This window comes from Butyrivibrio sp. TB (genome assembly GCF_900110805.1).
Classification (GTDB): domain Bacteria; phylum Bacillota; class Clostridia; order Lachnospirales; family Lachnospiraceae; genus Butyrivibrio; species Butyrivibrio fibrisolvens_C.
This window is the reverse complement of sequence record NZ_FOER01000015.1, coordinates 1-24,637: the sequence shown is the minus strand read 5'-3', so window position 1 is coordinate 24,637 and position 24,637 is coordinate 1. Positions and strand designations below refer to the sequence as shown.

Here is a 24,637-nt window from a genome sequence, read left to right as displayed (position 1 = left end):
GGTCGCGGAATTATGGCAAAAGCACAATTACGAAAGAAGTCGGGCATACATGCATTTGATGTTGTCAACTATCTTGTATTTATAATCATTTCACTTATTATTATCATTCCGCTTTGGAAGGTTGTAGTAGATTCCTTCAATGCTGTCGGAATCTACCAGTTCAAGCTCTGGCCTACACAGCCTACAATCCTTGGATATAAGACTATATTCGAAACATCCAAGCTTTATCTTCCATTCTGGAACTCAGTATGGACAACAATAGTAGGAACACTTGTAGGTCTTATAATGTCAACACTTGGTGGTTATGTACTTAACCAGTATGACATGCCCGGAAGAACATTTTTCTCATATTTCCTTCTTGTGACAATGATCTTCTCCGGTGGTATGATCCCTGAATACCTTGTCATGAAGCAGCTTGGTCTTGTTGATAACACATGGATCCTTGTTTTCAAGCATGGTATGAATGTATATAACCTTGTACTTATGAAGAACTTCTTCGAAGGAATCCCAGGATCACTTTATGAAGCTGCCAAGATTGACGGCTGCAGCCCTATGGGAATCTTCTTCAAGATAGTACTTCCTCTTTCCAAGGCAGCACTTGCATCAATCGGTCTTATGTTTGCAGTTACTGTATGGAATGACTACAGCACAGTTCAGATTTATATTACTAATACTAAACTCGTTAACTTCCAGTATCAGCTTCGTGTCATGATCATGGATGGTGATACACCGACAACACAGTACAATGTAGCCCAGGAGACACTTTACTATGCAGCTATCGTGTGCGCTATTCTTCCTTTCATGGCAGCATATCCATTCCTTCAGAAATACTTTGTTAAGGGCGTAAATGTCGGTGCTGTAAAAGAATGATACAGGTTCTGACTCATAAGTTAATAGTCATATATGTTTGCAAACAGAGCATTTTCAAACAGTACAATCATATAGCCAGGCAGTATCAGTCTTAAAACTGTTACTCATAGTCGGAAAGGTGGAAGAGCAGTTTTTGCTTTTTCACCTTTTTGAATTTGTGTTAAGCTCGCGCTATTGTTCATAAAATATATCAATAGTAAAATTTTGTGATTTTGCTCAAAAATAAGTTTATATTTTTGTATCGTCAAACATGATAAAAACGTGTATAATGCTATATATGTAAGAGCTTACATTATTGATTTTTCAGTAGTGGGAGATTATTTGATGAAAAATGGTGAAACTGTGGAAAATCTTCTTTTTTTGACAGAAAAACTAAAAAAAGATCTTGAATCCGGCGCTAAGATTCCTGTATCTGATTATAGTATAGGCCAGGCATGCATATATCTATATGATGAGACGGGCAATGATGATTATAGAAAACTTGCAGATAGTCTGCATGAAAGGCTTATAGGATTTTTGGGTACAGACGAAAGCAGTATCAGCTTATCAGGAATTAAAGATATGTGCTTTTATATGCCTTTTTATACTGATTATGAGACAAGATGGAACAAGAAGAACGGATACAATGATATCTGTGATAGGTTTAGATCTGCATTTGAGCTTATAAGAGATGATGACTTAAATGGTGCTTATTGTAGCGAGATTATTACTAATAAGATTTTTTTCCTAAAAACAGTAGTGGAGTCTCTTTGCTATATGAGTATCCAGATATACGAAGATTATAGGCTTTTAGAGGATATATTAAGACAGGGTATAAGAGAGCTCTTCTTTGATTTGAGGAGCATTGATAAGATCTGCGGCCTTGAAGATGATGTGAAGATGTGTGCCTGTTATGTACTTCTTATGGGAATAAAAGAAGGACATATCGATGCTGAGAAGTATGAAGGTCTTGCAAAAAGACTTCTTAACATAGATGCAGATGAAGACTTGGATACAACTTTCCAGGATCACATGGATAAAGATTTAAAAACAAATATAGAAACAAATATAGAAACGGATGCAGATTTAAAAGAAGATATTGATTCTGATTCTGAACTTAAAAAAATCAGTTTAATGAAGATGAGATCATTTCTGATCAAAGAATTTATAAATGATGATTCTATTGGTATCAAGCCTTCGGAGTCACCATGTAGTCCCAATGTCAGAAAACTTATGATTGATGCATATATTATGATGTAGCAAGCTTCACTAATTTGAACCATTAGTCACTCGCTTTGCTCGTGACATGAGGTCAAGTTTGAAAGTGTTCCACTTTCAAACCCAAATTAGTGTCGCAAGCTCCACTAATTTGAACCATTAGTCACTCGTTTCACTCGCGACATGAGGTCAAGCTTGAAAGTGTTCCACTTTCAAACCCAAATTAGTGTCGCAAGCTCCACCAATTTGAACCATTAGTCACTCGTTTCACTCGCGACATGAGGTTAAAAAATGGCATTTGAAATACTAAAAACAGGAGCCCGTTTTATCATTCTTAAGATAAACGATGGCGGTAAATATAATACAACCTATAAATATGAATATGAGATCATACCAAAAGAAAGTATGATCGTTCCTGATCCAAAGCCTGTACGTGGGGTGACAGATCGTTGCATAAATCTTATAACAGGTCTTCTTCCTGATATGGATTATGAGATCAGGATCACTAACACATGCGGCGATGAAGATGGCGTATCTGAGCTTTCAATACATACTTTACATGAAACAGTTACTCTTAATGCTTTAGAGTTTGGAGCTATCTGTGATGGAGAGCATGACGATACTATGGCTATTCAGACAGCTATAAATGTCTGCCCTGAAAGCGGAAGAGTCCTTATTCCTTCTGGAAGATATGCTGTTACAGCTCTTTTTCTTAAGTCTCATATTAGTATTGAGATTGAAGATGGGGCAGTTCTTATAGGAACCAAAGATAAGTCAAAGCTTCCTATCCTCCCGGGGATTGTCAGAAGCTATGATGAGGATTCTGAATACAACTTTGCAAGCTGGGAAGGCAATCCTTTAAGACAGTATGCGTCTATGATCACAGGATTTGACGTAGAGGACTGCACCATATACGGACATGGAACTTTGGATGGTAATGCAGGCTTTGATGACTGGTGGAAGATTGACAAGGAGCATTTTACTGTCGCAAGGCCCAATATGTTCTTTGTTAATAATTGTAGTGATATCATGCTGGCAGGTCTTCTTATAAGACAGTCACCCTGCTGGACGCTTCATCCATATTTTTCAAAGAATATCGATGTAATAGATGTGAAGATTGAAAATCCCTGGAATTCTCCAAATACTGACGGATTCGATCCTGAGTCCTGTAGCGGTATGAGGGTTCTTGGCGTTCATTTTAGTCTTGGAGATGACTGTATAGCAATTAAGTCCGGCAAGATATACATGGGAAGGAAACATAAGCGTCCCTCATGCGATATGCTTGTGGCACACTGCCTCATGGAATCCGGACACGGTGCTGTTACAGTTGGGTCTGAGATTGCCGGCGGTGTTAATAATGTCAAGGTTACAGACTGCCTGTTCCATGATACAGACAGAGGACTTAGGATCAAGACAAGGCGAGGAAGAGGCAAGGATTCTGTTCTTGACAATATAATATTTGAAAATATTGAGATGGATCATGTGCTTACGCCTTTTGTAGTCAACAGTTTCTATTTCTGTGATCCTGACGGTAAGACGGATTATGTACAGTCAAGAGAAAGCTTTCCTGTAGATGACAGAACTCCCTCTATAGGCCGTCTTGTATTTAGAAATATAAGTGCACAAGATACAGAATATGCTGCCGCATATTATCTTGGACTTCCTGAATCTCCTATCGAAGAGATCCTTATGGAGAATGTCACAGTAAGATACAAGGATGATGCGAAGGCCGGACAGCCTGCCATGTCAAACGGAGTTCCTGATACCAGTAAGATGGGTATATATGCTGAAAATGTAAAAAATCTTATTTTAAGTAATGTTGATATACAGGGCCAGGATGGTGAAGTTGTGATAAGGAAAGGAATATCATAATAGTAAGATTTAATGACATAAAGCTTTATTATCACGACTATGAATAATGCCGGATTATGATGGTTGTTTTTGCATTGTATTTGTTTCATAAAGCGAAACGAAGTTTCATGATATATGCTAAAGTGATAGTGGGGGTTTATTTACATCCTTTAAAATGGACATATTTTTTGACATCTTGTAAAGGATATAAATCGAAAGGAGAAGGTTATGATCAGTCTTGGACTACGCTTCCATGATTCTATGGAAGTACCCTTTGAAGAACGACTCAAAAATATTCGTGGGCAGGGTTTTACCTGTGTTCATATTGCACTTTCTAAAGTAAAAGATATCCCATCATCTGTAGAAGCACTTACTCCGGGCTATGCTATGTGGCTTAAAAGGGAGTTTCAAAAAGCAGATCTTGATGTTGCGGTAATAGGCTGTTACAAGAATCTTGCCAATCCTTCAAAGGACAAATTAAAGCAGATTCAGGAAGAATATATGGTCAACCTTCGCTTTGCATCAATACTTGGAGCAGGTGTAGTTGGAACAGAAACAGGTATGCCCAATGAAGATTATCATTATGAGCCTGAGGCAGCCAAATCTGATGAAGCATTGAAGATATTCATAGACGGACTAAGGCCTGTAGTCAGATATGCAGAAAGCGTTGGACAGATAATAGCAATAGAACCTGTGTGGAGACATATTGTATCTACTCCCGAAAGAGCAAGGATCGTTCTGGATCAGATCGAATCACCCAATCTTCAGATTATCTTTGATCCGGTTAATCTCATATCTCCTTATGAATATGAGAAGAGAGATGAGACTATTGCAAGAACTATTGATATCCTTGGTAAGGATATTGCTATGATACATCTTAAAGACTGCAGACTTGATGCCAATGAAGTAAAGTCCATGGGATGCGGCCTTGGAGATATGGACTATACACAGATAGTAAAATTTGCTCTGGAGAGAAAAGATCACATCCATGCAACTTTGGAGGATACAAAGCCTGACAGTGCAGAAGTATCCAGAAGATGTATTGAAGGATATGAGAACAAGATCCTGGGAAAATGATAAATACAGATTCGGATTATTAAACATTTTTTCATAGGATTATAAAGCAGATTATAAAAAACTAAACATTTTTTCCATAGGATAAAAGCAATTAAATCACTATAAGATATAGAGTTTTTGAATTAAAACAATATATATAGTAAAGTACCATCGTTTAAGGAGGTTTAGTAAATGGAACTTAGAACAGCGGCATCTCCCAAGGATGTCAGATATTATGACACAAAAAGACTCAGAGAAGAATTCCTTGTTGAGAAGGTTTTCTTTGAAGATGATATAAAGCTTGTATACAGCCATATCGATCGTATTATATTTGGCGGCGCTATGCCTGTTAATAAAGAGCTTAAGCTTGAAGCAGGAGATGAACTTCGTGCTCAGTACTTCCTTGAAAGAAGAGAGCTTGGAATCATCAATATCGGCGGTGATGGAACAGTTACAGCTGATGGAGAGGTTTATGAGATTGCAGCACGTGACGGAATGTATATAGGTAAAGGAACAAAGGATATCGTATTTGCATCCAAAGATCCAAAGAATCCTGCAAAGTTCTACATGTGCTCAGGCCCTGCTCACATGACATATCCAACCAAGAGAATCCTTAAAGATAGTAAGGCTACAAAGGAATATGACGTAGAGATCAAGCCTGAGAACAAAAAAGAGCTTGGTTCTATGGAAGATGCAAATCACCGTACTATTAATAAATACATCCTTCCAGGTCAGGTAGAATCCTGTCAGCTTGAGATGGGAATGACTCATCTTGAACCGGGAAGTGTTTGGAATACAATGCCATGTCATACACATGATCGTCGTATGGAAGTATATCTTTACTTCGATATGCCGGAGGATGCATTTGTAACTCATTATATGGGCGAGCCTCAGGAGACAAGACATATCATTATGAGAAATGAGCAGGCTGTAATATCTCCAAGCTGGTCTATCCACGCAGGTTCAGGCTCTAGGAACTATACTTTCATCTGGGGTATGGTCGGAGAGAATCAGGACTTTGATGATATGGACGAAGTAAGGATGCAGGATCTTCTGTAATAATTGATGATCATATGAGGAAGCAGTGCAGATATAGAGTCATATCAATTCTTTGTGCACTGACAAGCTCAACTTCTTATGAACAAAATAATAAATAGGTATTAAACCTATTGAAATATAACAATACAAATAGTACATATAAACGGAGGAAAAAATTATGGGTAACATTCTCGACAAGTTCTCTCTTAAGGGAAAGGTTGCATGGATCACAGGCGCATCATATGGTCTTGGTCTTGCTTATGCTAAAGCGTATGCAGAAGCCGGAGCTAAGATCGTATTCAATGATATCAAGCAGGAGCTTGTAGACAGAGGATATGAAGAGTACAAGAAGCTTGGAATTGATGTATACGGCGCTGTATGTGACGTTACTAACGAGGAACAGGTTCAGAAGTTCGTAGCTGATGTAAAAGAAAAGATTGGTACTATCGATATCCTTGTTAACAACGCAGGTATCATTAAGAGAATCCCTATGCATGAGATGAGCGTTGGCGAGTGGAATGCAGTTATCAATGTAGACCTTACAGGTCCTTTCATCTGCTCTAAGGCTGTTCTTCCGGATATGATAGAGAAGAAGTCCGGTAAGATCATCAATGCTTGTTCCATGATGTCAGAATTTGGTCGTGAGACAGTTTCAGCCTATGCTGCAGCTAAGGGCGGACTTAAGATGCTCACCAGAAATATCTGTTCTGAGTATGGTCAGTACAATATCCAGTGCAATGCTATTGGACCTGGCTATATCGCAACTCCTCAGACAGCACCTCTTCGTGAGAAGCAGCCTGATGGATCAATGGCTCCATTTGATCGTTTCATCCGTAGTAAGACACCTGCACAGAGATGGGGACACACAGAAGATCTTATGGGCCTTGCAGTATTCCTTGCTTCTCCAGCTTCTGACTTTATCAACGGTCAGGTTGTATATATTGATGGCGGTATCTCAGCATACATCGGACAGGATCCTGCAAATCTTGACGAATCCAAGTTCGCTGATGAAATTGAAGAGCAGCCTGATGTAAAGGTTAATGACTGATAAATAATATTGTTGCAGGCGAGCCCCATTAAGGTTCGCCTGTTGTTGTAAGGAAATATAAAAATATCGAAATATAAAATAACGAAAGGAAGTATCCGGTAAGTTATCTATTATCGGATCAAAAATAGTATGAAGATAGCACTCATTAATGAAAACTCACAGGCAGCTAAAAATGCCGTTATCTATAATGCACTTAAGAAAGTTGCTGATACCAAGGGATTTGAAGTAGTTAACTACGGTATGTACTCATCTGATGATAAGGCTCAGCTTACATATGTTCAGAACGGCATCCTTGCAGCAACACTTCTAAACAGCGGCGCAGCAGATTTTGTAGTAACAGGATGCGGAACAGGTGAAGGCGCTATGCTTGCGCTTAACTCATTTCCCGGCGTTATCTGCGGACATGTAGAGACTCCTCTTGATGCATACACATTTGCCCAGATCAATGATGGCAATGCTATATCACTTCCATTTGCTCTCGGATTTGGATGGGGCGGAGACCTTAATCTTGAATATATCTTTGAAAAGCTCTGGTCTGAGCCATTTGGCGGCGGATATCCTAAGGAAAGAGTTGTGCCTGAGCAGAGGAATAAGAAGATCCTTGATGAAGTTAAGAAGGTAACTTACGTTCAGGATATGTCAGTTATCCTTAAGGGCCTTGACAAGGAGCTTGTAAAGGGCGCATTTGCCGGTGAACATTTTGCAGAGAACTTCTTCAAGGACTGCAAGGATGAGAAGATCGCAGCTACTGTAAAAGAGATCATCGGATAATTATCTGACTTGCTGAATGTATGTTTATAAAGGAGCGGATTTTGGATCAGAATTACAGATCAACCTTGTGGGTAGTTGGAGATAGTACTGTATCAGGTTTTAACGACAAATATTATATGCCAAGGGTAGGATGGGGTGAAGGCCTGAAGCTGTTTTTTAAAGACGATCTTCGCATCATTAATCTTGCCATTTCAGGTACAAGTTCCAAGAGTTTTAGAAAGACTGATAACTACAGGTCTTTTCTTGAAGGAATAGCTGAGGACGATTTTCTTATCATTGGCTTTGGACATAATGATGAGAAAAGAGGCGATTCCACCTTCACATCAGCTATTGGAGATAAAGATAGCGAAGGATCTTTTGCACATAGTCTATACAGATACTATATAAAACCTGCAAATGATAAAGGTGCTTCCTGCATCCTTGTAACACCGATAGCAAGAAGAGATAAAGATCTTATATATAAAAATGACTTCGTTCATATAACACCTGATGGAGATTATCCCAGGGCTATAAGGCAGCTTGGCCAGGAATTGTCTATACCTGTTTGCGATCTTACGAAGCAGACTGTAGATATTGCATTTAAAGTTGACACAGGTGATGATCCTGATAATAACACGCTTATGATGCATGCAAGGACAGGATCAAGACCGATATGCGTTGATGATACTCATACAAGTATGTTTGGGGCTGCAGTCAATGCTTATCTTATTGCGCAGGATATAAGAAAGTCAGCTCCTTCTTTGGCTCTATATCTAAAGGATGAGTATGATGATCCTTTGGAACAAGCAAGCTACTGGGTCAGCAAGTCTATAAATAAAGACTACAAAGATCCTGTTTATATAAGGCCTGATAAAGGAAGCGATTATTGGAATGCAGCATTTGATGAAAATAAAAATGTATGGTACCCGACAGTTTTTGGTGATATAAGCGGACATGGCCCAAGGAGTGACGACTTTTCTTTTGACCAAAAGGATGGATCGCTTTATATATCTGCCGGCAATCATGGCAATAACGGCAAGATTGCAAGTAAGTCAGATGGCATAGCTATGTATTATATCCGTATACCTGTATCAAAGAGCTTTAAATTAAGTGCAGATATTATGATCGAAAGCTTTAACGAATCAGGCGGCCCCAGCGACTTTGCAGCATACGGACTTATGGTAAGAGATGATATCTATGTTGACAGTGCTATAGGTGAGCTTCTGGGAGACTATGTCTGCGCTGGTGTTATGTTTAATCCTTCTTATCCTAAGGGAACTAACACCTTTGCAAGAAAGAGCGGTGAACTTGACTTTGAAGGCGGAGAACTCATAGCAGAACCCAAGCTTCATGACGTAAGGCATATGACAATAGAGTCTACAAGAGATGGATATAAAGCAAGTATAGAAGGCTACGATGCAGTATCTGCAGGTTATGATTATACGCTCACAGCAGTTGATCCTGAATATGTCTACGTTGGTATATTTGCATCAAGAGCAGTAGCTATAAGCGCAGGCAATATAAGCCTTGAGATTGACGGGCAGATAAGCAGTAGTTATGATTGTTATGAATCATCAGTAAGATAGGCAGCGTATATGATTGCTATGAATCAATTGGAAGATAGGCAACGTATATGATCGTTATGAATTTCTTAGAAGATTGGTAGCTTATATGATTGTTATAAATCTCTCCAAAGACAAATTATTGCTGGTTGGATTTATATCATATAGATAAAAATGTAAAAGAGGTAGTAAAATGTCAGAAATTAAAAAAGACGCAAATTGTGGTTATTGTATGAGAGATGAGCATCTTGATGCTTTCGGAATCTATATATGTGATCTGTCAGTAAGTTCACTCATCCTTTTCAAGGAGCAGAGCCACCCGGGCCGCTGCATCGTAGCATACAAGGATCATGTAAGTGAGATAGTTGATATATCAGATGAAGACAGAGATGCATTCTTTGCAGATGTAAACAGAGCATCCAAAGCTATTCATAAAGCTTTTAATCCTGATAAGGTCAACTACGGAGCATATGCAGATTCAGGATGTCACCTTCATATGCACCTTGTTCCTAAGTACAAGGATGAGTTTGAATGGAATACAACTTTTGAGATGAATCCTCAGAAGAAATTCCTTACAGATGATGAGTACAAAGAGATGATCGAGAAGATCAAAGCAGCTCTGTGATATATATTTGCATATTTCCCACTTGGACGGACCAGCACCCCTATAAAGTCTTTGCGGATGCTGGTCTGTTCAAGTGGGAATAATGATTACATCTCTCTATCTTTTTATATCATAGTTCATATTCATCAGATTCCTGATGGTTTCGGCATTGTCTGTTATATTGGCATCGCCTCTTATAGTATGCTTGATTACTGATGATGCTACAGCGAAATTGATCATCTCATCTGCATCGTATCCGTTCATCATTGCATAGATAAGACCGCTTGCAAAGGCATCTCCTCCGCCAACCCTGTCCAGTATATTAAAAGTAAACAGCTTTGATTCTGTAGTTTCGCCCTGGTACCACATGAAGGCTTTTAAGCTGTTCTCGGAACCGGAATGGGCATAGCGTACATGTCTTGCTATACATTTGATATTAGGATATCTGGATACGAAATGTCTGAATATCTGATCCTGCTGCTTGAAGGAAGGCTGGAATGGAACACCGTCCTTTACATCTCCTTTTTCATGGTCATTATCATCTTTATATAAGTGATAAGGCTCAATTCCGAAGAGTACATCAACATATGGAAGGCACAATGTGCAGAAATCCCTGGCTTCTTCCCAGGTCCAGAGAGTAGATCTAAAGTTCCCGTCAAAGCTTACGGTGATATTTTTGTCTTTGGCTACTTCAAGGCAATTTAGTATAAAATCTGCGCAGCTTTTAGAAAGAGCAGGAGTGATACCTGACAGATGAAGCCAGTCATAATCACATAGAAGCGCATCTATATCGACTTTACTAAAATCATACTCGCTAAAAGCTGAGTGTTTACGATCATATATTACCTGGCTGGGTCTTATACCGTAGCCGGTCTCAAGATAATAGGTTCCAAGCCTGTGGGTAGGAGTTTCATCAGGTGTTGTCAGGATTATGGGAGTGCAGTGTACATCATTACTTCGAAGCATCCTTACAGCGGATTTTCCAAGACTGTTATCAGGTACTACGGTAAAAAAAGTTGAGTCTATCCCAAGGTTTGCAAGAGCAAGAGCTATATTGGCTTCACTTCCGCCATAGCTTGCATCAAAGCTTGTTGCAACCCTTATCTTGTCATAATTAGGAGGGGTTAGGCGAAGCATGACTTCGCCTATTGTAATGAATTTTGGAGAATTATTATTTCTTAAAAGCGGATTACTGTGTTCCATGATTGGCCTCATTATTTTTAGTAAAAAAGTTTGAAAACTCATCATTTTCAAACTTTTTACTATTAGATTCTATATTTATTTTTAGTTAAGGCAGGATTTCATTACTTCATAAGCGCCTTTTTCTTCTATCATCTTAGCATAACCTGTAACAGCTTCTTCGAATCCTTCAATCTTGGTAAGGTCTTCGCCCCAGAAATCTGTATTTGAAAGAACTGCATGAGTAAGAGCAGAAACGTCGTCATCCTTGTGAGCATAGTAGAACTCAAGGATAGGCCTGTCATCGCTTATTACATATTCGGATGGTCCTGAAACTACAGGGGTAACAGCGGCGCTAGGACGAACAGCTTCAAGTCCCTTATCTGTAAGCTCTTTGCCCTGATGATAGAACATCTCATAGAAAGCAAAAGATGCAGTGATACATACAGGAAGCTTTCCGTATTTCTCTACATAACCCTTGAAGGAAGGCATAACTCTTGCTTTCCACTTGGAAGTAGAGTTAAGAGAGATGGACAGGAGCTGGTGGTCTACATAAGGGTTAGCAAAACGATCTGTTACATCGCTTGCAAACTGTTTGCAGTCGTCAGGATCAAGTGTAAGTGTAGGAATTACCTCTTCATAGAGGAGCTTGTCCATAAATCCGTGGATAGTCTCATCATGCATACAGTCACGTACGATATTCTCACCTGCAAGGTAAGCGCCAAGTACAAAGGAAGTATGTGCTCCGTTAAGGATACGAACCTTTCTCTGTTTGTAAGGCTTGTGGTCATCACAGATGAGGATTGGAAGGTCAGCCTCTTTACAAGGGAACTCTTTCTTTATGGACTGAGGTCCTTCTATAACCCAGAAACCGAATACTTCACCCACATCTACAAGATCATCATGATATCCGTTTTCTTCTTCGATCTTTTTAACTTCCTCAGCATCTCTGATACGACCTGGAACGATACGGTCTACAAGTGTAGAACAGATGATGTTCTCTTCATCGATCCACTTCTTGAAGTCATCTCCAAGATTCCACAGGTCAGCATACTGAAGGAGACATTTTTTGAGCTCCTTACCATTGTTGTCGATAAGCTCACATGAGAGGATGATGAAACCCTTGCCCTTCTGATCGCCAAATTTCTGGAAACGTCTGTACATGAACTGGCAGAGTTTACCTGGATATGAAGCAGCTGGCTTATCTTCAAACTTGCAGTTTGGATCATAAGCGATTCCTGCTTCTGTTGTATTACATGTAATGAATCTAAGATCCGGGTTATCTGCGCAGGCCATAAGAGCATCGAACTCGGCATATGGATCTATGCAGCGTGATACGCAGGAGATGACTCTTTTCTTGTTGACTGCCTGACCATTCTCCTGTCCGCGAAGATAGAGAGTATAAAGGCCGTCCTGATTATTGATCATGTCATGGATCATTGGAGCTGCAATAGGCTGTACCAGTACAACCTTAGAATTAAATCCAGCCTTCTCATTCATAAGATCAATGAAATAGTCTACAAATGCGCGAAGGAAATTGCCTTCACCAAACTGAAGTACTCTTTCGGGAGCATCCTTTAACAGGTATCCGTCGTATCCGTTTTCCTCAAGTGTTTTGTAACTTAAAGTTTTCATTTTTAACCCTCTCTTTATTAAATATATGAATTATTTTCTATAAATAAACATTATTAAATCCATTTGTAAGATCGTTGAATTGAAATGTTAGTATTTGGATCTTGGTTTATACACAATATTTAAAGCGTAAAAAGAAGTAACAATTAGTCTTGATCAAAGTGTTACACCCTGTTTGAATATTGCAAGGTCATGATATCCTGCATCTTCAGACTTTACAGTTTTGCCGGAAGCAACTTCGAGAACGTACTCGAATAGTTTTTCTGACAGACCGCTTACAGTATCTGTCTCTACGATAGTGCCGCAGTTAAAGTCGATCCAGTTCTTTTTCTTGTTATAAAGAGCATTGTTGGTAGAAATCTTAACTGTAGGTACAGGGCTGGCAAAAGGCGTTCCTCTTCCTGTTGTAAAGAGGATGATCTGTGCTCCGGAAGCGGCAAGCGCCGTTGATGCAACAAGATCATTGCCTGGGGCAGAGAGAAGATTAAGACCCTTTTCATGTACAGGTTCTGCATACTTAAGTACGCCTTTGACAGGAGCACTTCCTGACTTCTGAGTACATCCGTTGGACTTATCTTCGAGAGTTGAGATGCCTCCTGCTTTGTTGCCCGGTGATGGGTTCTCATATATTGTCTGGTTGTGAGCTTTGAAGTAGTTCTTAAAATCATTGATAAGGCAGACTGTCTTATCAAAGAGCTCTTCGTTTTCACATCTGTTCATGAGCTGCTGCTCTGCGCCGAACATCTCAGGTACTTCAGTAAGGATTGTCGTACCTCCTTTGCTTATGAGAATATCCGAAAAGCCTCCTACAGTTGGATTGGCAGTGATTCCGGAAAGTCCGTCGGAACCTCCGCATTTCATGCCGATTATAAGTTCTGACGCACTGCATTTTTCTCTTTTGAAAGTCTTAACATATTCTGCAAGATCGGTAAGGATGGCAAGTGCATCTTCAACTTCATCTTCAGAATTCTGACCTACAAGGAATTTGATCCTCTTGTCATCATAGTCGCCAAGGTACGGCTTTAAAACATCGATATTGGAATTCTCGCAGCCAAGGCCAAGAACCAAAACGCCGCCTGCATTTGGATGTCTTATAAGATCAGCAAGAATCTCTCTTGTATTCTCCTGATCATCGCCCATCTGAGAGCAACCATAAGGATGATTGAATGCAAAGATGGATTCAAGGGATCCGCCTACAAGATGCTGAGCGCTACGCTCTATCTCTTTGGCAACTGAGTTCATGCATCCGACAGTAGGAACGATCCATATTTCATTACGAACGCCGACTTTGCCGTCAGATCTTCTGAATCCGTCAAAAAATCTTTCTTCTGAGCCGGTGATGCTTGCATGCACGGGATTATAGTTATATTCAAGAAGTTCACCAAGAGCGGTTCCTATATTGTGTGTGTGAACCCAACTTCCCATAGGAATGTCTTCTTTGGCGATCCCGATCTGATTGCCGTATTTGATTACCGCATCGCCTGATTTTATTTTGGCAAGCGCAAACTTGTGTCCCTGGGGTATATCCTGAAGCAAAGTGACTTTGATGTCACCAAGATCGATAGTCTTATCTTTTGAAAGAGGCATCAGAGCAACTGCAACGTTGTCTGAGTCATTGATTCTAATAAATTCTTTCATAAAGCTCCTTATGTGTATATTTTGAAAAAAGATTTTATGTAATTACGTTCCAAAATTATTCAAAACAAAGACTAAAAAGTCGCATTAATATAGTTTTTTTATAAAAAATGTAAGTGCTTACATAAAATATAAGACCCTTGCCTTAAAATGTCAAGAAGATTATCAGATTGCTTGCTGTGGAAGAAAGTGAAAGGAGCTTTTAAATGATAGGCTTTTTAAGATGATTTCATCTTCTTTTGTAAGAGTTTACAAAAATGGACTTCAAAAACTGTGCAGTTTTGAAGTATAATATATGTGGTATGGCTTTTGAACCTTTTTCAGATTTAAAAACAGTCCTAATGCCATGCAACTTATTTTGTTGTTGTAAAAACGAGATATTGCATTAGCACATGCTATGCAATAAGATTTATGACAAATCATGTTAGGAGGATTATTATGAGTACACCACACAATCGCGCGGAGAAAGGTGATTTTGCAAAGACAGTTCTGATGCCGGGAGATCCCCTCAGAGCCAAATATATCGCAGAGACATTCCTTGAAAATCCCAAGCTTGTGAACGATGTTAGAAATATGTTTGGATATACTGGCACATATAAGGGAGTTCCTGTTTCTGTCATGGCATCAGGTATGGGTATGCCAAGTATTGGTATCTATTCTTATGAGCTTTACAAATTCTACGATGTAGAGAACATCATAAGGGTTGGATCTGCAGGAAGTTACAGAGCAGATGTAGATCTTCTTAATGTTGTACTTGCAAGCAAGGCTTACAGTAAGTCAAGTTATGCTATGGTACAAGGCGGCGGTCAGGGAGAGTTCATGTACCCTGATGATAAGCTCAATGAAGTTATAAAAGGCTGTGCTGATGAATCCGGAATCAAGGTTCTTGAAGCACCTATCCATTCAGGAGATGTGTTCTATTACCAGGATGGTTTCAACAAGTTCAAAGAGCTTAGTGAGCAGCAGGGCTGCGTATGCGTAGAGATGGAGAGTTTTGCTCTTTTCCATAATGCTAATGTCCTTAATAAGCATGCTGCATGCCTTCTTACTATCTCAGACAGCCTTGTAACAAGCAAGGAGACAACTGCCAAGGAACGTGAGACAAGCTTTAACGATATGATCAAAGTAGCTCTTGAAGCTGCAGCAAAGCTTGATGCATAAATAATAGTAGCGCATGAAGTGCCGCGTTGTGTATATCATACAGCGCGGCTATTTTTGTAATAACATTAAGGAGCTGGAGCATTACATGCTTGAAGTAAGAGATATTCAAAGATCATATGGCAAGAATAAGGTTTTGAAAGGGATATCGTTTGACGCTCGTCCCGGTGATCAGATCGCAATAATAGGAAGAAACGGAAGCGGCAAATCAACCTTCCTTCGTATACTTGCAGGAATAGATAAGCCTGCGTCCGGTACGATTTCTTTCTGGGGGAGCAGGGCAGATAAACATAAGTCTGTTTTCAGGCAGTTTACAGGATACCTTCCTCAGGACAACCCTCTTTTGGATGAGCTGAGCGTTCAGGACAATATAAGCCTTTGGAGCGGAAGAGGAGGGAGACCTTCTCAGGAGCTTATAACAGAGTTTAGCCTTGATGATATTCTGAAGATGAAGGTATCACAGCTCTCTGGCGGTATGAAAAGACGTGTTGCAATAGCCTGCGCCTGCGTTAGTAATCCGCCTGTGCTTATTATGGATGAGCCTACGGCGTCTCTTGATATTTATTTCAAAAAGGAGATAAGGACCTGGATGAAAACATTCAGACAGGGCAACGGTATCATCATTGTTGCAACTCATGATGAACTTGAGATGAATGACAGCACCAAAGTTTATAGCATGGAAAATGGTGTGCTTAGGCATACATAAATATAATAGATAAATGAAAAAAAATTACCTTTTACAATATATACGAATTGAATACAAAAGAATGCTTGCAAGCTTTGCACATATGCTTTTATCTATCATGATCATGGCTATTATAATAGGAATAGGCATGACTGGAGCTTTCTACGTGATGTCGCATCTTACTGATTATGAGAAAGTAACTGTCGCCATGGTACTGCCAAGCAGCGAAGAAGCCGGCACACTCAAGGCTCTTTCGTCACTTATCCAGATGCAGGAGAGCGTAAGTGATATAGCTGATTTTACTTACCTTTCTATGGATGAAGCAAGTAAAGGCATAAGAGATGGTTCTGTGCAGGCTGCGATCATTCTTGGAGATACATTTATAAATGATATCATGACGGGTATCAATACCCCTGCAATCGTCCTTCTTCCTGAAGATACCAAGCTTAATACCCAGGTTTTTCATGAAGAGGTAAGGGATGGAATATCTCTTATAAGAACAGGTGAATCAGGAATTTATGCAGTTACTGATGCCTGGATACATGGGTATTCTATGGTTATTTCAAGAAGCGACATGGAGAATCTTCTTACAGATCTTTTTACAAGGAATGCTCTTGATAGAAACAGTGTTATAGCAGATACCAGTGTATCAGCTTTTGGAGAAGATACTATAATGCAGTATTACATAGCGTCAGGCTTTGCTGTGATACTTCTTTTTGCAGGTCTTTTATTTGGAAATCTGTACTCAGGTAATGACCTTGTTGTAAGAAAAAAAATCCGTGTCAACGGTATAGGTGTTGTGTTATCAGGATTAGTAAGAATTCTTGTTATGGCGACATTTTTGCTCTTTATATCAATTATTATGATATGTATGATAATGATATATTCAGGTGTTACAGGAGCGGTTACGGATTTTTATTTTGAGATAGCACTGATTCCGGGACTTTTAATTTTATCTTTTTCCCTTGCAGGATTCTTTCATTTTATATATTCGCTGTCTGATATAGAAGCACAGAATGCAATGATACTGATATTAATGGCGATATTTATGGCTTTTTCGTCAGGCTGCATTTTTCCAATGGCTTTTTTGCCTGATGTATTTCAGAAAATCGGTGGGATCATGCCCATGAGATTGTGGAGAACAGGGGTTTCTTTGATCCTTTTTTCATATCCTGATATAAAAGTTATCTTGTCGCTTCTTGGCACGGGATTACTGTTTGCTGCAGGAGGAGTAGTATGTCAGAACAGAAAAATGCACAGCTGAGAAGAGGAAGCAGATGGTTTGTGCTTCTTTTAAAACGTCAGCTCAAAAGACCTTTTCTTTGGGTGATCGCTCTTTTTATGGTCATATCCGTATTGGCTATATTCTATGTAACAGCGCCTGATGTTAATAACAAAAGGATTCTTTTGTATAGTGCAGATGAGAACGCTCTTGAAGATAGCTATAGTCAAAAGCTGATAGATAATCTTTTAACTGCCTCTCAAAAAAATGATACGATCTTTGAATTTGAACGTATAGAAACCTATGACGCGCTTATAGACGAAGTTACGAGAGGAAGTGCAGAATGCGGATTTGTATTATCAGAGGATTTTGATGAAAGGATAGCTTTGTGTGATACAAGTGATCTTATAGAATATGTCTCATCCAATTATACGACCAAAGGAGAAGTTGCCAGGGAGACAGTATTTGCAGAATTCTTTGAAATATATGGTAAGATCCTCATAGACAGTGAAAGCTATGAGATATTTGGACGAGATGACTTTGAAATAACTGCCTGGCTTACAGATGAATATGACAGACTCTTATCAGGAGATGATGTCTTTAACGCAGATTATCAGACTGTAGAAGGAATAAAGGCATCAGAAAGCGATAAGAAGATGCAGCCTGTAAGAGGACTTGTAATGATCCTTATTACGATGGCTCTTTTGCTAAATGGAAGTGAGAAGTTCTACGGAAGCGCAAGCTGTGTTTCTAAAGCGCTTCCTTTTGGAGAAAAGACACGTTTTGAGATCCTTTTGTATATTACAGGTATTATTGTTCCCGGTATCACAGGCTTTGTGCTTATAAGGATACTTGATCCTTCTGTGGATGTTTTTTTAGATATCCTTTTGTATATCATCTTTGTGATGGCAGCAGTTATATGGACTTTTCTTCTTAGTAAGCTTTTAAACAATGCAGTAAGTTATATGGCCTGGATCATGACTTTTCTTATAGCGCAGGTTATCATATGCCCTGTGTGGCAGGATGTATCGGAATATGTGCCATCATTAAAGCCGGTGTCATATCTTTTTCCTGCAGGCGCATACTTAAGGATCATAGAGTATCTTACTCACTGATTTTATAATTTTTAAAGTATACATTTTTGAATCTTAGATTCAAAAATGTATGGATACTTTGCCGGGCTCTAGTAAGTACGGTCTTTCGCCGCTTTCTTGTATTACAAGTCGGCACAGATCATCAATTGCTATTACCTTGCCGGTGTGCTCTTCTTTATCTATATCAAATTTGACATTTTTGCCGATGATAAGTGAATGTTGTCTGTAATCATTAAGGAAGCCTTCGTGGTTTCCTTTTTTGAAATCTTCATAGTATCCGAAGAAATAATTCAGAAATCCCGCAGTTATCCTGCTTCCGCCATCATCTACATTATCTTCGAACAAGGATCCTGCAATATCAGATAATTCCGGAGGAAATCCGCCTTTAGGAGGATATAGATTGACACCGCATCCTGTAATACTAAAGCCAAGAAGTCCGCTTTCAAGATCCAGAGCTCCTTCTGTCAAGATGCCGCATACTTTTCGGCCATCTAAAAATAAGTCGTTGACCCATTTGATCCTTACATCCTTGCCGGATACATCTCTTAAGGCTCTGCACATGGCAGATGCTCCCATGCAGGTTATAAGACCTGTTCTAGAGCTTGAGAGATTGGAGGGTCTTAGAAGGATACTTAGATATATTCCGGAACCTGCCGGTGAATAGAATGTATGCCCTTTGTGTCCGCGACCAAGACTCTGCTGTCTAGAAAGAACCACAAGACCTTCAGGTTCTCCGGATAGAGCCATCTGATAAGCAACCGAGTTAGTGGACTGGGTTTCTTTTAAGATCTTGAAATTGACAATATTCTGTGGTATGTCAAGATGCTTTCTGATGCTTTTTTCATCAAAAACATCACTACTTGGCTTTAGCATGTAGCCTTTATTGGTTACTGCATCTATAAGATGACCTTCATTTTGAAGTTTTTTGATGTTTTTCCATATTCCGGCACGGGATATCCCTATGGTTGATGCCAGCTCCTCGCCGGATATATATGAACCTTTATTTTCGATTAAAAGATCAAGGATCTTCTCTTTGGCGGACATTAGTGGTATTCCTTCTTTCTGGCTTGTTTGTAAATTGCTGCGGCGTATTTTCGTGACGTTAGCCTTTGATGCGCCGTTCAACGAGTATGTTTTCTTGAACGTAAATATGATTCAATGAATCTGTTGGCAATAGAGCCTTCACCGAAGGTGAACTCAACCTGCTCTATTGCTGCATTTTTGAATCTTTGATTCAAAAATGTATACTTACCCTTACGTCATGATAACAGACACTGAGCCAAAAAGCCATTTTTACCTTATTTCCAAAAACATGTCGTTCGTCGCATCAAAATTACGTTTGGTCTATAATGTTTGCATACTTTCTTAAAGTAGTATAGAATGAGCCATGTGATGTTTCGTGTGAACGAAGAAACAATAATAAAATGTTTTTTCTTCAAAAATTAAAAATTTTGATGGATTAATTATCAAAGAATATGGAGGGATGGATAATATGAAATTTGATCCAATGACAGGGCAGCCAATTCCTGAAGAAAATGCTCAGCCCAAATTTGATCCGGCTACAGGGCAGCCGATTCAGCAGCAAAATGGACCGGCATTTGATCCAATGACAGGTCAGCCAATTAACCAGACACCTTATCAGGGACAGAATTTTGGTAGCACTCCTGATCAGCCAAAGAAGAAAACTGGCTTGTATTTAGGAGTTGGAGCAGCTGTACTTATAGTTGCAGCTCTTATCTTCCTTGTTGTTAAGGTTGCGGGAATGTTCGGTTCACCGGCAACTAAGATTGAGAAAGCGCTTGTTAATACATTTAGTCAGGCTCAGATGTTTGATACTTCTGTACTTCAGGATTCTGCTGATGACCTTCAGGTAGAGATGGAACTCAGCGGTAAGGTTGAAGGTACGAAGGTTGATGCTAATGTAAGCTATGCCAAGAAGGGCAAAGAGATGTCTGTTACTGGTGATGCTGGTGCAAGCATCGTTTCTTTAAATTTTAGTTTTTATATGAATCAGTCAAAGGTATGCTTTGACATGAAAGGACTTGACAGTCCTGTATTCTATGATTACACAGCTAAGAAGGATGGAGATCTTGAAGATCTTCTTGGCGGAGAAGTAACATTTGATCAGATCGATACAATCCTTAAGACTATCTCTGATTCCGACAGCCTTGTAAAGGATCTTGCAAATGCAAATTCAAAGGCTCTTGCAACTCTTGAATTTGAAAAAGCTGATGCAGAAAAGTTTGAAGTTAACGGCAAAGATGTAAAGTGTTCAGGATATACAACAGTACTTGATAAGGATTCTCTTGAGGGAGTACTTAATGAGTATAAGGCTGCATTAGAGAACCACGAAGAACTGCTTGATCTTATTGAAGAGCTTACAGATCAGGATCTCGAAGATATGTATGATTCACTTCTCGATGAGATTGATGGAAGCGATGAGGCAGAGATCACATTCTATCTTTACAAGAATCAGGTTGCAGCTATCATTATTGATGCCGAAGGTGAAGACAAGGTTGAGGTTCTCTTCGAAGGTGGAAGCTACCCTACTCAGAACATAAAAGTTAAGTCCGGCAAAGAGACTATCTACGAGGTTAAGGGTGAAGAAGAAGACGGTGTTATAACTCAGGAAGTTTATAGCAATGGTGTTAAGACCAGCAAGATGGAATATGATAAGGAATCCGGAGAGATCAAGATGACATATACTGATGAATATTCAGGATCTGAATTCACTCTCAAGGGTACTTATGAAAAGGTAAAGGGCGGATTTAAGCTTGAGTTTGATGATATAGAATATGATTCATACTATTCAGCATCAATCGAAGATTTCAATCTGTCAATCACAGCTACTAAAGGTGCTAAGGTTGAGAAGATCGATACTAAAGACGCTGTAGATCTTGGTAATGCTGATGAAGATGAGCTTGAAGATCTTGCAGAAGAATTTGCTGGACTCTTTGGTGGATTCTGATCTGCGTGATATGTTAAAATAAATCAACCAATCCCTTTCTGGTAGGTTACGGATTTATCCTAAATCTATCAGGGAGGGATTTTCTTTTGCAAATATGTTAATATAAGTCTGTTGTGTATAGGGCAAAGTCAGATGGCTTTTATATACAGATGAAATGATTCATCCAATCCTTTGGGTTAGAGATGAAAAGTAAGCACATATAAGATTTATGTAACAGTGTAAGGGAGGAGTTTGTAATGATCAATCAAGATTATAAAGCGATGCTTGGGGCCAAAAATATAATTCGAAATCTTTCGGAATATGCAACTGCAAGAGGCAAGGAAATTGGATATGAGAACGTATTTGATTTTTCTCTTGGAAATCCATCAGTTCCTGCTCCTGAAATATTTACTGATACGATGATCAAGATGCTTAGGGATGAGAACCCGATGAAGCTTCATGGATATAGTCCTACACTTGGCGATCCTTCATACAAAGAAGCTATTGCTGCTTCTCTTAATAGAAGATTTGGCATGGACTATACTGCTGAACATATTTTCCCTACAACCGGTGCAGCGGGAGCTATCTCACATGCTGTCAGAGCAGTGACAAAGCCCGGCGACACAGTGCTTACAATCGCACCTTTTTTCCCTGAATATAAGCCTTATGTTGAAGGCGCAGGATGCAAACTCAAAATTGTTCCTGCCAATACTGATACATTCCAGATCAATACAGAAGAATTTGAAAGAATGCTTACGCAGGATGTTATGGCAGTTCTTATCAATACTCCAAACAATCCTTCGGGTATAGCATATTCTACAAGTACGCTCAGATATCTTGCTGATACTATGACAAGGAAGGCAGAAGAGTTCGGACATCCGATTTATCTGATATCTGATGAGCCCTACAGGGAGATTGTATTTAAGGATGCAGATGCTCCATATGTATCTGCTTTTTATAAGAATACTCTTTCATGCTATTCTTTTTCCAAAGCGCTGTCGCTTCCGGGAGAGAGGATCGGTTATGTGGCTGTTAATCCAAAGGCTGATGATGCTGAGTTTATAGTTCCTATGTGTGGTCAGATATCAAGAGGCACAGGTCATAACTGCCCTCCGTCTATAATACAGCAGGCAGTTGGTAAAGTATGCGACATTACATCAGATCTGTCTGTATATGAGACCAATATGAATATAATATATGACACACTCGTAGATATAGGATTTAGCGTTGTTAAGCCGGGAGGAACTTTCTATATCCTGCCAAAAGCTCTTGAAGAAGACTCAGTTGCCTTCTGTAACAAGGCTAAAGAATATGACCTTATACTGGTGCCGGCAGATAATTTCGGAGCTCCGGGATTTTTTAGAATGGCATACTGTATTGACACTGAGAAGGTAGAACGCGCAATGCCAAGACTAAGACAGTTTGCAAAAGAGGTATATGGTCTTGGATGATCAAATACAGAATATGATTTATAACATCTGTATTAAAATATAGCTATTGAATGATAGTTAAATAGTGAGAGGTTTGAGATGCTTGATATTATTAAAGCTTTTTTGTACGGCATAGTAGAAGGAATCACAGAATGGCTTCCTGTTAGTTCGACAGGTCATATGATCCTATTGGAAGAGTTTGTCAAAATGGATGTCTCCCAGGATTTCTGGAATATGTTTTTAGTTGTAATACAGCTTGGTGCAATACTTGCAGTTGTACTCTTGTACTGGAACCAGATATTCCCTTGGGATTTTAGTAAAAAAGCAAGACAAGAGAAAAGAGTTAATAAAAAAGACGTATGGATGCTTTGGGCCAAGATACTTGTAGCCTGTATACCGGCAGCCATAGTCGGCGTTCTCTTTGACGACTGGCTTGATGAGCACCTGTATAATGGATACGTAGTAGCTACAATGCTAATCATCTTCGGTATCCTCTTTATAATTATAGAGAATAAGAATAAAGGAAAAGAAGTTGTGATAAAGACTATAGAAGAGATAGACTTTAAAACAGCGCTTATAATAGGTGTATTCCAGCTTATAGCAGCTATATTCCCTGGGACTTCCAGAAGTGGAGCTACTATAGTGGGATCACTTATGATAGGAGTATCCAGAACGGCAGCAGCCAATTTTACTTTCCTTTTGGCTATACCTGTAATGTTTGGAGCGAGCCTTTTGAAGCTGGTAAAGTTCGGACTTGCATTCAGTGGATCTGAAGTGGCCATACTTGCAACAGGAATGATAGTTGCTTTTGTTATATCTGTTATTGTGATCAAGTTCTTGATGAGTTATATCAGGAAACATGACTTTAAAGTGTTTGGCTGGTATAGGATAATACTTGGAGTAGTAGTACTTGCATATTTTTTCTTAAAATAAATGTTTGAAAAGTGCGAAGTTTAAGTAAATGAACCATGTTGCCTACCGCCGTAAAGGCGATGGGGATGCTGGTTCGTTCAGGCAGGAAGTTAAAATGATTAAGATCCGGTGATCCGCGATGCGGGGCACCGGATCTTTTAATATCGATGAATGATGATCTTTTAATGTTGTTGAATCATGATCTTGATATGGAAGATGGTCATCGTTAAAGGCGATTTCAAGGCAAGCATAAGGTGGAAAATAAAAATTTGAAAATTTTTCAAAAAAGTTATTGCAATCATGTGGGGTGGATGATATACTAAAAAACGCCCGCTTGAGAGAAGCTTTGTTCTTCCAAGAAGCGAGAAAATAAATTAAAAAAAGTTCTTGACAAAGCCAAGACAACGAGTTAAGATATAACACGTTGCGGCGGACAAGCCAAGACATGAGAGCTTCAAAAGCAATGATGAAGCGATCAAAAGCACTTTGACAACTTAACAGTAATGCAACCCTGAAAATTCCAGTTCTTCTTTTTAAAGAAGGACAGAATGTTCAGAAGAACAAAAACCAAAAGTAAATTTTTGATGGTTTAGCCACCATCAAGCTGTTATGAAAATAACAGTGGAGCAGAATTATTCTGATTAAGTCAGCATAAGTCTGAACCGGAAAGAACAATTATTTTAAAGTGAGAGTTCGATCCTGGCTCAGGATGAACGCTGGCGGCGTGCCTAACACATGCAAGTCGAACGGAGTTTAACGCTGATGAA

At 39.3% G+C, this 24,637-nt stretch carries 20 protein-coding genes and 1 rRNA gene; 17 read left to right on the top strand and 4 right to left on the bottom strand.

The genetic code is table 11. The annotated features are described in order from the left end of the window. The first annotated feature begins 12 nt into the window (after positions 1–12). The 9 genes from BMX21_RS11025 (at position 13) to BMX21_RS10985 (ending at position 9,997) form a co-directional block, all read left to right on the top strand. Positions 13–870 carry a carbohydrate ABC transporter permease gene (locus BMX21_RS11025; protein WP_027204864.1) on the top strand — a complete coding sequence of 286 codons (858 nt, stop codon included), beginning with the start codon at positions 13–15 and terminating at the stop codon, positions 868–870. Between the two features lie 324 nt (positions 871–1,194). Next, positions 1,195–2,109, top strand: coding sequence for a hypothetical protein (locus tag BMX21_RS11020; RefSeq protein WP_092044266.1), 915 nt, complete (start codon positions 1,195–1,197; stop codon positions 2,107–2,109). A 249-nt stretch (positions 2,110–2,358) separates the two neighbouring features. Then, the gene (locus tag BMX21_RS11015) at positions 2,359–3,939 is read left to right on the top strand and encodes a glycoside hydrolase family 28 protein (RefSeq protein ID WP_092044264.1); all 1,581 of its coding nucleotides are present in this window, start codon (positions 2,359–2,361) and stop codon (positions 3,937–3,939) included. A gap of 207 nt (positions 3,940–4,146) precedes the next feature. Next, complete coding sequence (locus BMX21_RS11010; RefSeq protein WP_092044262.1) at positions 4,147–4,995, top strand: sugar phosphate isomerase/epimerase family protein; 849 nt, start codon at positions 4,147–4,149, stop codon at positions 4,993–4,995. 171 nt (positions 4,996–5,166) lie between these two features. Next, positions 5,167–6,033, top strand: a complete 867-nt coding sequence (gene kduI / locus BMX21_RS11005) for a 5-dehydro-4-deoxy-D-glucuronate isomerase (protein WP_022754756.1) — start codon at positions 5,167–5,169, stop codon at positions 6,031–6,033. A 157-nt stretch (positions 6,034–6,190) separates the two neighbouring features. Then, positions 6,191–7,060, top strand: a complete 870-nt coding sequence (locus tag BMX21_RS11000; RefSeq protein WP_092044260.1) for a gluconate 5-dehydrogenase — start codon at positions 6,191–6,193, stop codon at positions 7,058–7,060. 129 nt (positions 7,061–7,189) lie between these two features. Then, positions 7,190–7,831, top strand: a complete 642-nt coding sequence (locus BMX21_RS10995; RefSeq protein ID WP_022754758.1) for an RpiB/LacA/LacB family sugar-phosphate isomerase — start codon at positions 7,190–7,192, stop codon at positions 7,829–7,831. A 41-nt stretch (positions 7,832–7,872) separates the two neighbouring features. Further along, positions 7,873–9,396: an SGNH/GDSL hydrolase family protein gene (locus BMX21_RS10990; protein ID WP_177174010.1), complete on the top strand. Its 1,524-nt coding sequence runs from the start codon at positions 7,873–7,875 to the stop codon at positions 9,394–9,396. 169 nt (positions 9,397–9,565) lie between these two features. Then, positions 9,566–9,997: an HIT family protein gene (locus BMX21_RS10985; RefSeq protein WP_022759058.1), complete on the top strand. Its 432-nt coding sequence runs from the start codon at positions 9,566–9,568 to the stop codon at positions 9,995–9,997. Positions 9,998–10,093: 96 nt separating this feature from the next. Here BMX21_RS10985 and BMX21_RS10980 read toward each other — a convergent pair whose 3' ends face one another. The 3 genes from BMX21_RS10980 to BMX21_RS10970 form a co-directional block, all read right to left on the bottom strand. Further along, entirely contained in the window at positions 10,094–11,179 is a 1,086-nt protein-coding gene (locus BMX21_RS10980) for a sugar kinase (RefSeq protein ID WP_092044249.1), read from the bottom strand. 81 nt (positions 11,180–11,260) lie between these two features. Continuing rightward, positions 11,261–12,790: a tagaturonate reductase gene (locus BMX21_RS10975; protein WP_092044245.1), complete on the bottom strand. Its 1,530-nt coding sequence runs from the start codon at positions 12,788–12,790 to the stop codon at positions 11,261–11,263. A gap of 153 nt (positions 12,791–12,943) precedes the next feature. Next, entirely contained in the window at positions 12,944–14,425 is a 1,482-nt protein-coding gene (locus BMX21_RS10970) for a UxaA family hydrolase (RefSeq protein ID WP_027204870.1), read from the bottom strand. 435 nt (positions 14,426–14,860) lie between these two features. Between BMX21_RS10970 and deoD the strand changes: the two genes are divergently transcribed. From deoD to BMX21_RS10950, 4 genes are all read left to right on the top strand, one after another. Then, the gene (gene deoD, locus BMX21_RS10965; protein WP_092044242.1) at positions 14,861–15,583 is read left to right on the top strand and encodes a purine-nucleoside phosphorylase; all 723 of its coding nucleotides are present in this window, start codon (positions 14,861–14,863) and stop codon (positions 15,581–15,583) included. 85 nt (positions 15,584–15,668) lie between these two features. Further along, on the top strand, positions 15,669–16,286 hold the full coding sequence (ccmA, locus tag BMX21_RS10960; protein ID WP_022754765.1) for a heme ABC exporter ATP-binding protein CcmA: 618 nt from the start codon (positions 15,669–15,671) through the stop codon (positions 16,284–16,286). A gap of 13 nt (positions 16,287–16,299) precedes the next feature. Next, a complete protein-coding gene (locus tag BMX21_RS10955; protein ID WP_092044239.1) occupies positions 16,300–17,529 on the top strand; it encodes an ABC transporter permease in 1,230 nt (409 codons plus the stop codon). After that, positions 17,502–18,602 carry a hypothetical protein gene (locus BMX21_RS10950; RefSeq protein ID WP_092044236.1) on the top strand — a complete coding sequence of 367 codons (1,101 nt, stop codon included), beginning with the start codon at positions 17,502–17,504 and terminating at the stop codon, positions 18,600–18,602. The genes BMX21_RS10955 and BMX21_RS10950 overlap by 28 nt, the downstream gene beginning before the upstream one ends. A 39-nt stretch (positions 18,603–18,641) precedes the next feature. On the opposite strand, the gene BMX21_RS10945 is transcribed toward BMX21_RS10950, so the two are convergent. Beyond that, positions 18,642–19,625 (bottom strand): biotin--[acetyl-CoA-carboxylase] ligase, encoded by a 984-nt coding sequence (locus BMX21_RS10945; RefSeq protein ID WP_092044233.1) that lies wholly within the window; start codon positions 19,623–19,625, stop codon positions 18,642–18,644. Positions 19,626–20,073: 448 nt separating this feature from the next. On the opposite strand from BMX21_RS10945, the gene BMX21_RS10940 reads away from it, so the two are divergent. From BMX21_RS10940 to BMX21_RS10925, 4 genes are all read left to right on the top strand, one after another. Continuing rightward, complete coding sequence (locus BMX21_RS10940; RefSeq protein WP_092044229.1) at positions 20,074–21,549, top strand: DUF6583 family protein; 1,476 nt, start codon at positions 20,074–20,076, stop codon at positions 21,547–21,549. Between the two features lie 236 nt (positions 21,550–21,785). Further along, positions 21,786–22,979 carry a pyridoxal phosphate-dependent aminotransferase gene (locus BMX21_RS10935; protein ID WP_022754770.1) on the top strand — a complete coding sequence of 398 codons (1,194 nt, stop codon included), beginning with the start codon at positions 21,786–21,788 and terminating at the stop codon, positions 22,977–22,979. Positions 22,980–23,057: 78 nt separating this feature from the next. Further along, complete coding sequence (locus BMX21_RS10930; RefSeq protein ID WP_092044226.1) at positions 23,058–23,891, top strand: undecaprenyl-diphosphate phosphatase; 834 nt, start codon at positions 23,058–23,060, stop codon at positions 23,889–23,891. 660 nt (positions 23,892–24,551) lie between these two features. Beyond that, positions 24,552–24,637 (top strand): 16S ribosomal RNA (locus BMX21_RS10925); the annotation flags it as partial.

Coding starts and splice junctions, on each gene's coding strand:
- BMX21_RS10980 (WP_092044249.1), bottom strand. CDS start 11,179: ATGGAACACAGTAATCCGCTTTTAAGAAATAATAATTCTCCAAAATTC.
- BMX21_RS11015 (WP_092044264.1), top strand. CDS start 2,359: ATGGCATTTGAAATACTAAAAACAGGAGCCCGTTTTATCATTCTTAAG.
- kduI (WP_022754756.1), top strand. CDS start 5,167: ATGGAACTTAGAACAGCGGCATCTCCCAAGGATGTCAGATATTATGAC.
- BMX21_RS10955 (WP_092044239.1), top strand. CDS start 16,300: ATGAAAAAAAATTACCTTTTACAATATATACGAATTGAATACAAAAGA.
- BMX21_RS10950 (WP_092044236.1), top strand. CDS start 17,502: ATGTCAGAACAGAAAAATGCACAGCTGAGAAGAGGAAGCAGATGGTTT.
- BMX21_RS11020 (WP_092044266.1), top strand. CDS start 1,195: ATGAAAAATGGTGAAACTGTGGAAAATCTTCTTTTTTTGACAGAAAAA.
- BMX21_RS10940 (WP_092044229.1), top strand. CDS start 20,074: ATGAAATTTGATCCAATGACAGGGCAGCCAATTCCTGAAGAAAATGCT.
- BMX21_RS10995 (WP_022754758.1), top strand. CDS start 7,190: ATGAAGATAGCACTCATTAATGAAAACTCACAGGCAGCTAAAAATGCC.
- BMX21_RS11025 (WP_027204864.1), top strand. CDS start 13: ATGGCAAAAGCACAATTACGAAAGAAGTCGGGCATACATGCATTTGAT.
- BMX21_RS10985 (WP_022759058.1), top strand. CDS start 9,566: ATGTCAGAAATTAAAAAAGACGCAAATTGTGGTTATTGTATGAGAGAT.
- BMX21_RS10935 (WP_022754770.1), top strand. CDS start 21,786: ATGATCAATCAAGATTATAAAGCGATGCTTGGGGCCAAAAATATAATT.
- BMX21_RS10970 (WP_027204870.1), bottom strand. CDS start 14,425: ATGAAAGAATTTATTAGAATCAATGACTCAGACAACGTTGCAGTTGCT.
- ccmA (WP_022754765.1), top strand. CDS start 15,669: ATGCTTGAAGTAAGAGATATTCAAAGATCATATGGCAAGAATAAGGTT.
- BMX21_RS11010 (WP_092044262.1), top strand. CDS start 4,147: ATGATCAGTCTTGGACTACGCTTCCATGATTCTATGGAAGTACCCTTT.
- BMX21_RS10930 (WP_092044226.1), top strand. CDS start 23,058: ATGCTTGATATTATTAAAGCTTTTTTGTACGGCATAGTAGAAGGAATC.
- BMX21_RS10945 (WP_092044233.1), bottom strand. CDS start 19,625: ATGTCCGCCAAAGAGAAGATCCTTGATCTTTTAATCGAAAATAAAGGT.
- BMX21_RS11000 (WP_092044260.1), top strand. CDS start 6,191: ATGGGTAACATTCTCGACAAGTTCTCTCTTAAGGGAAAGGTTGCATGG.
- BMX21_RS10975 (WP_092044245.1), bottom strand. CDS start 12,790: ATGAAAACTTTAAGTTACAAAACACTTGAGGAAAACGGATACGACGGA.
- deoD (WP_092044242.1), top strand. CDS start 14,861: ATGAGTACACCACACAATCGCGCGGAGAAAGGTGATTTTGCAAAGACA.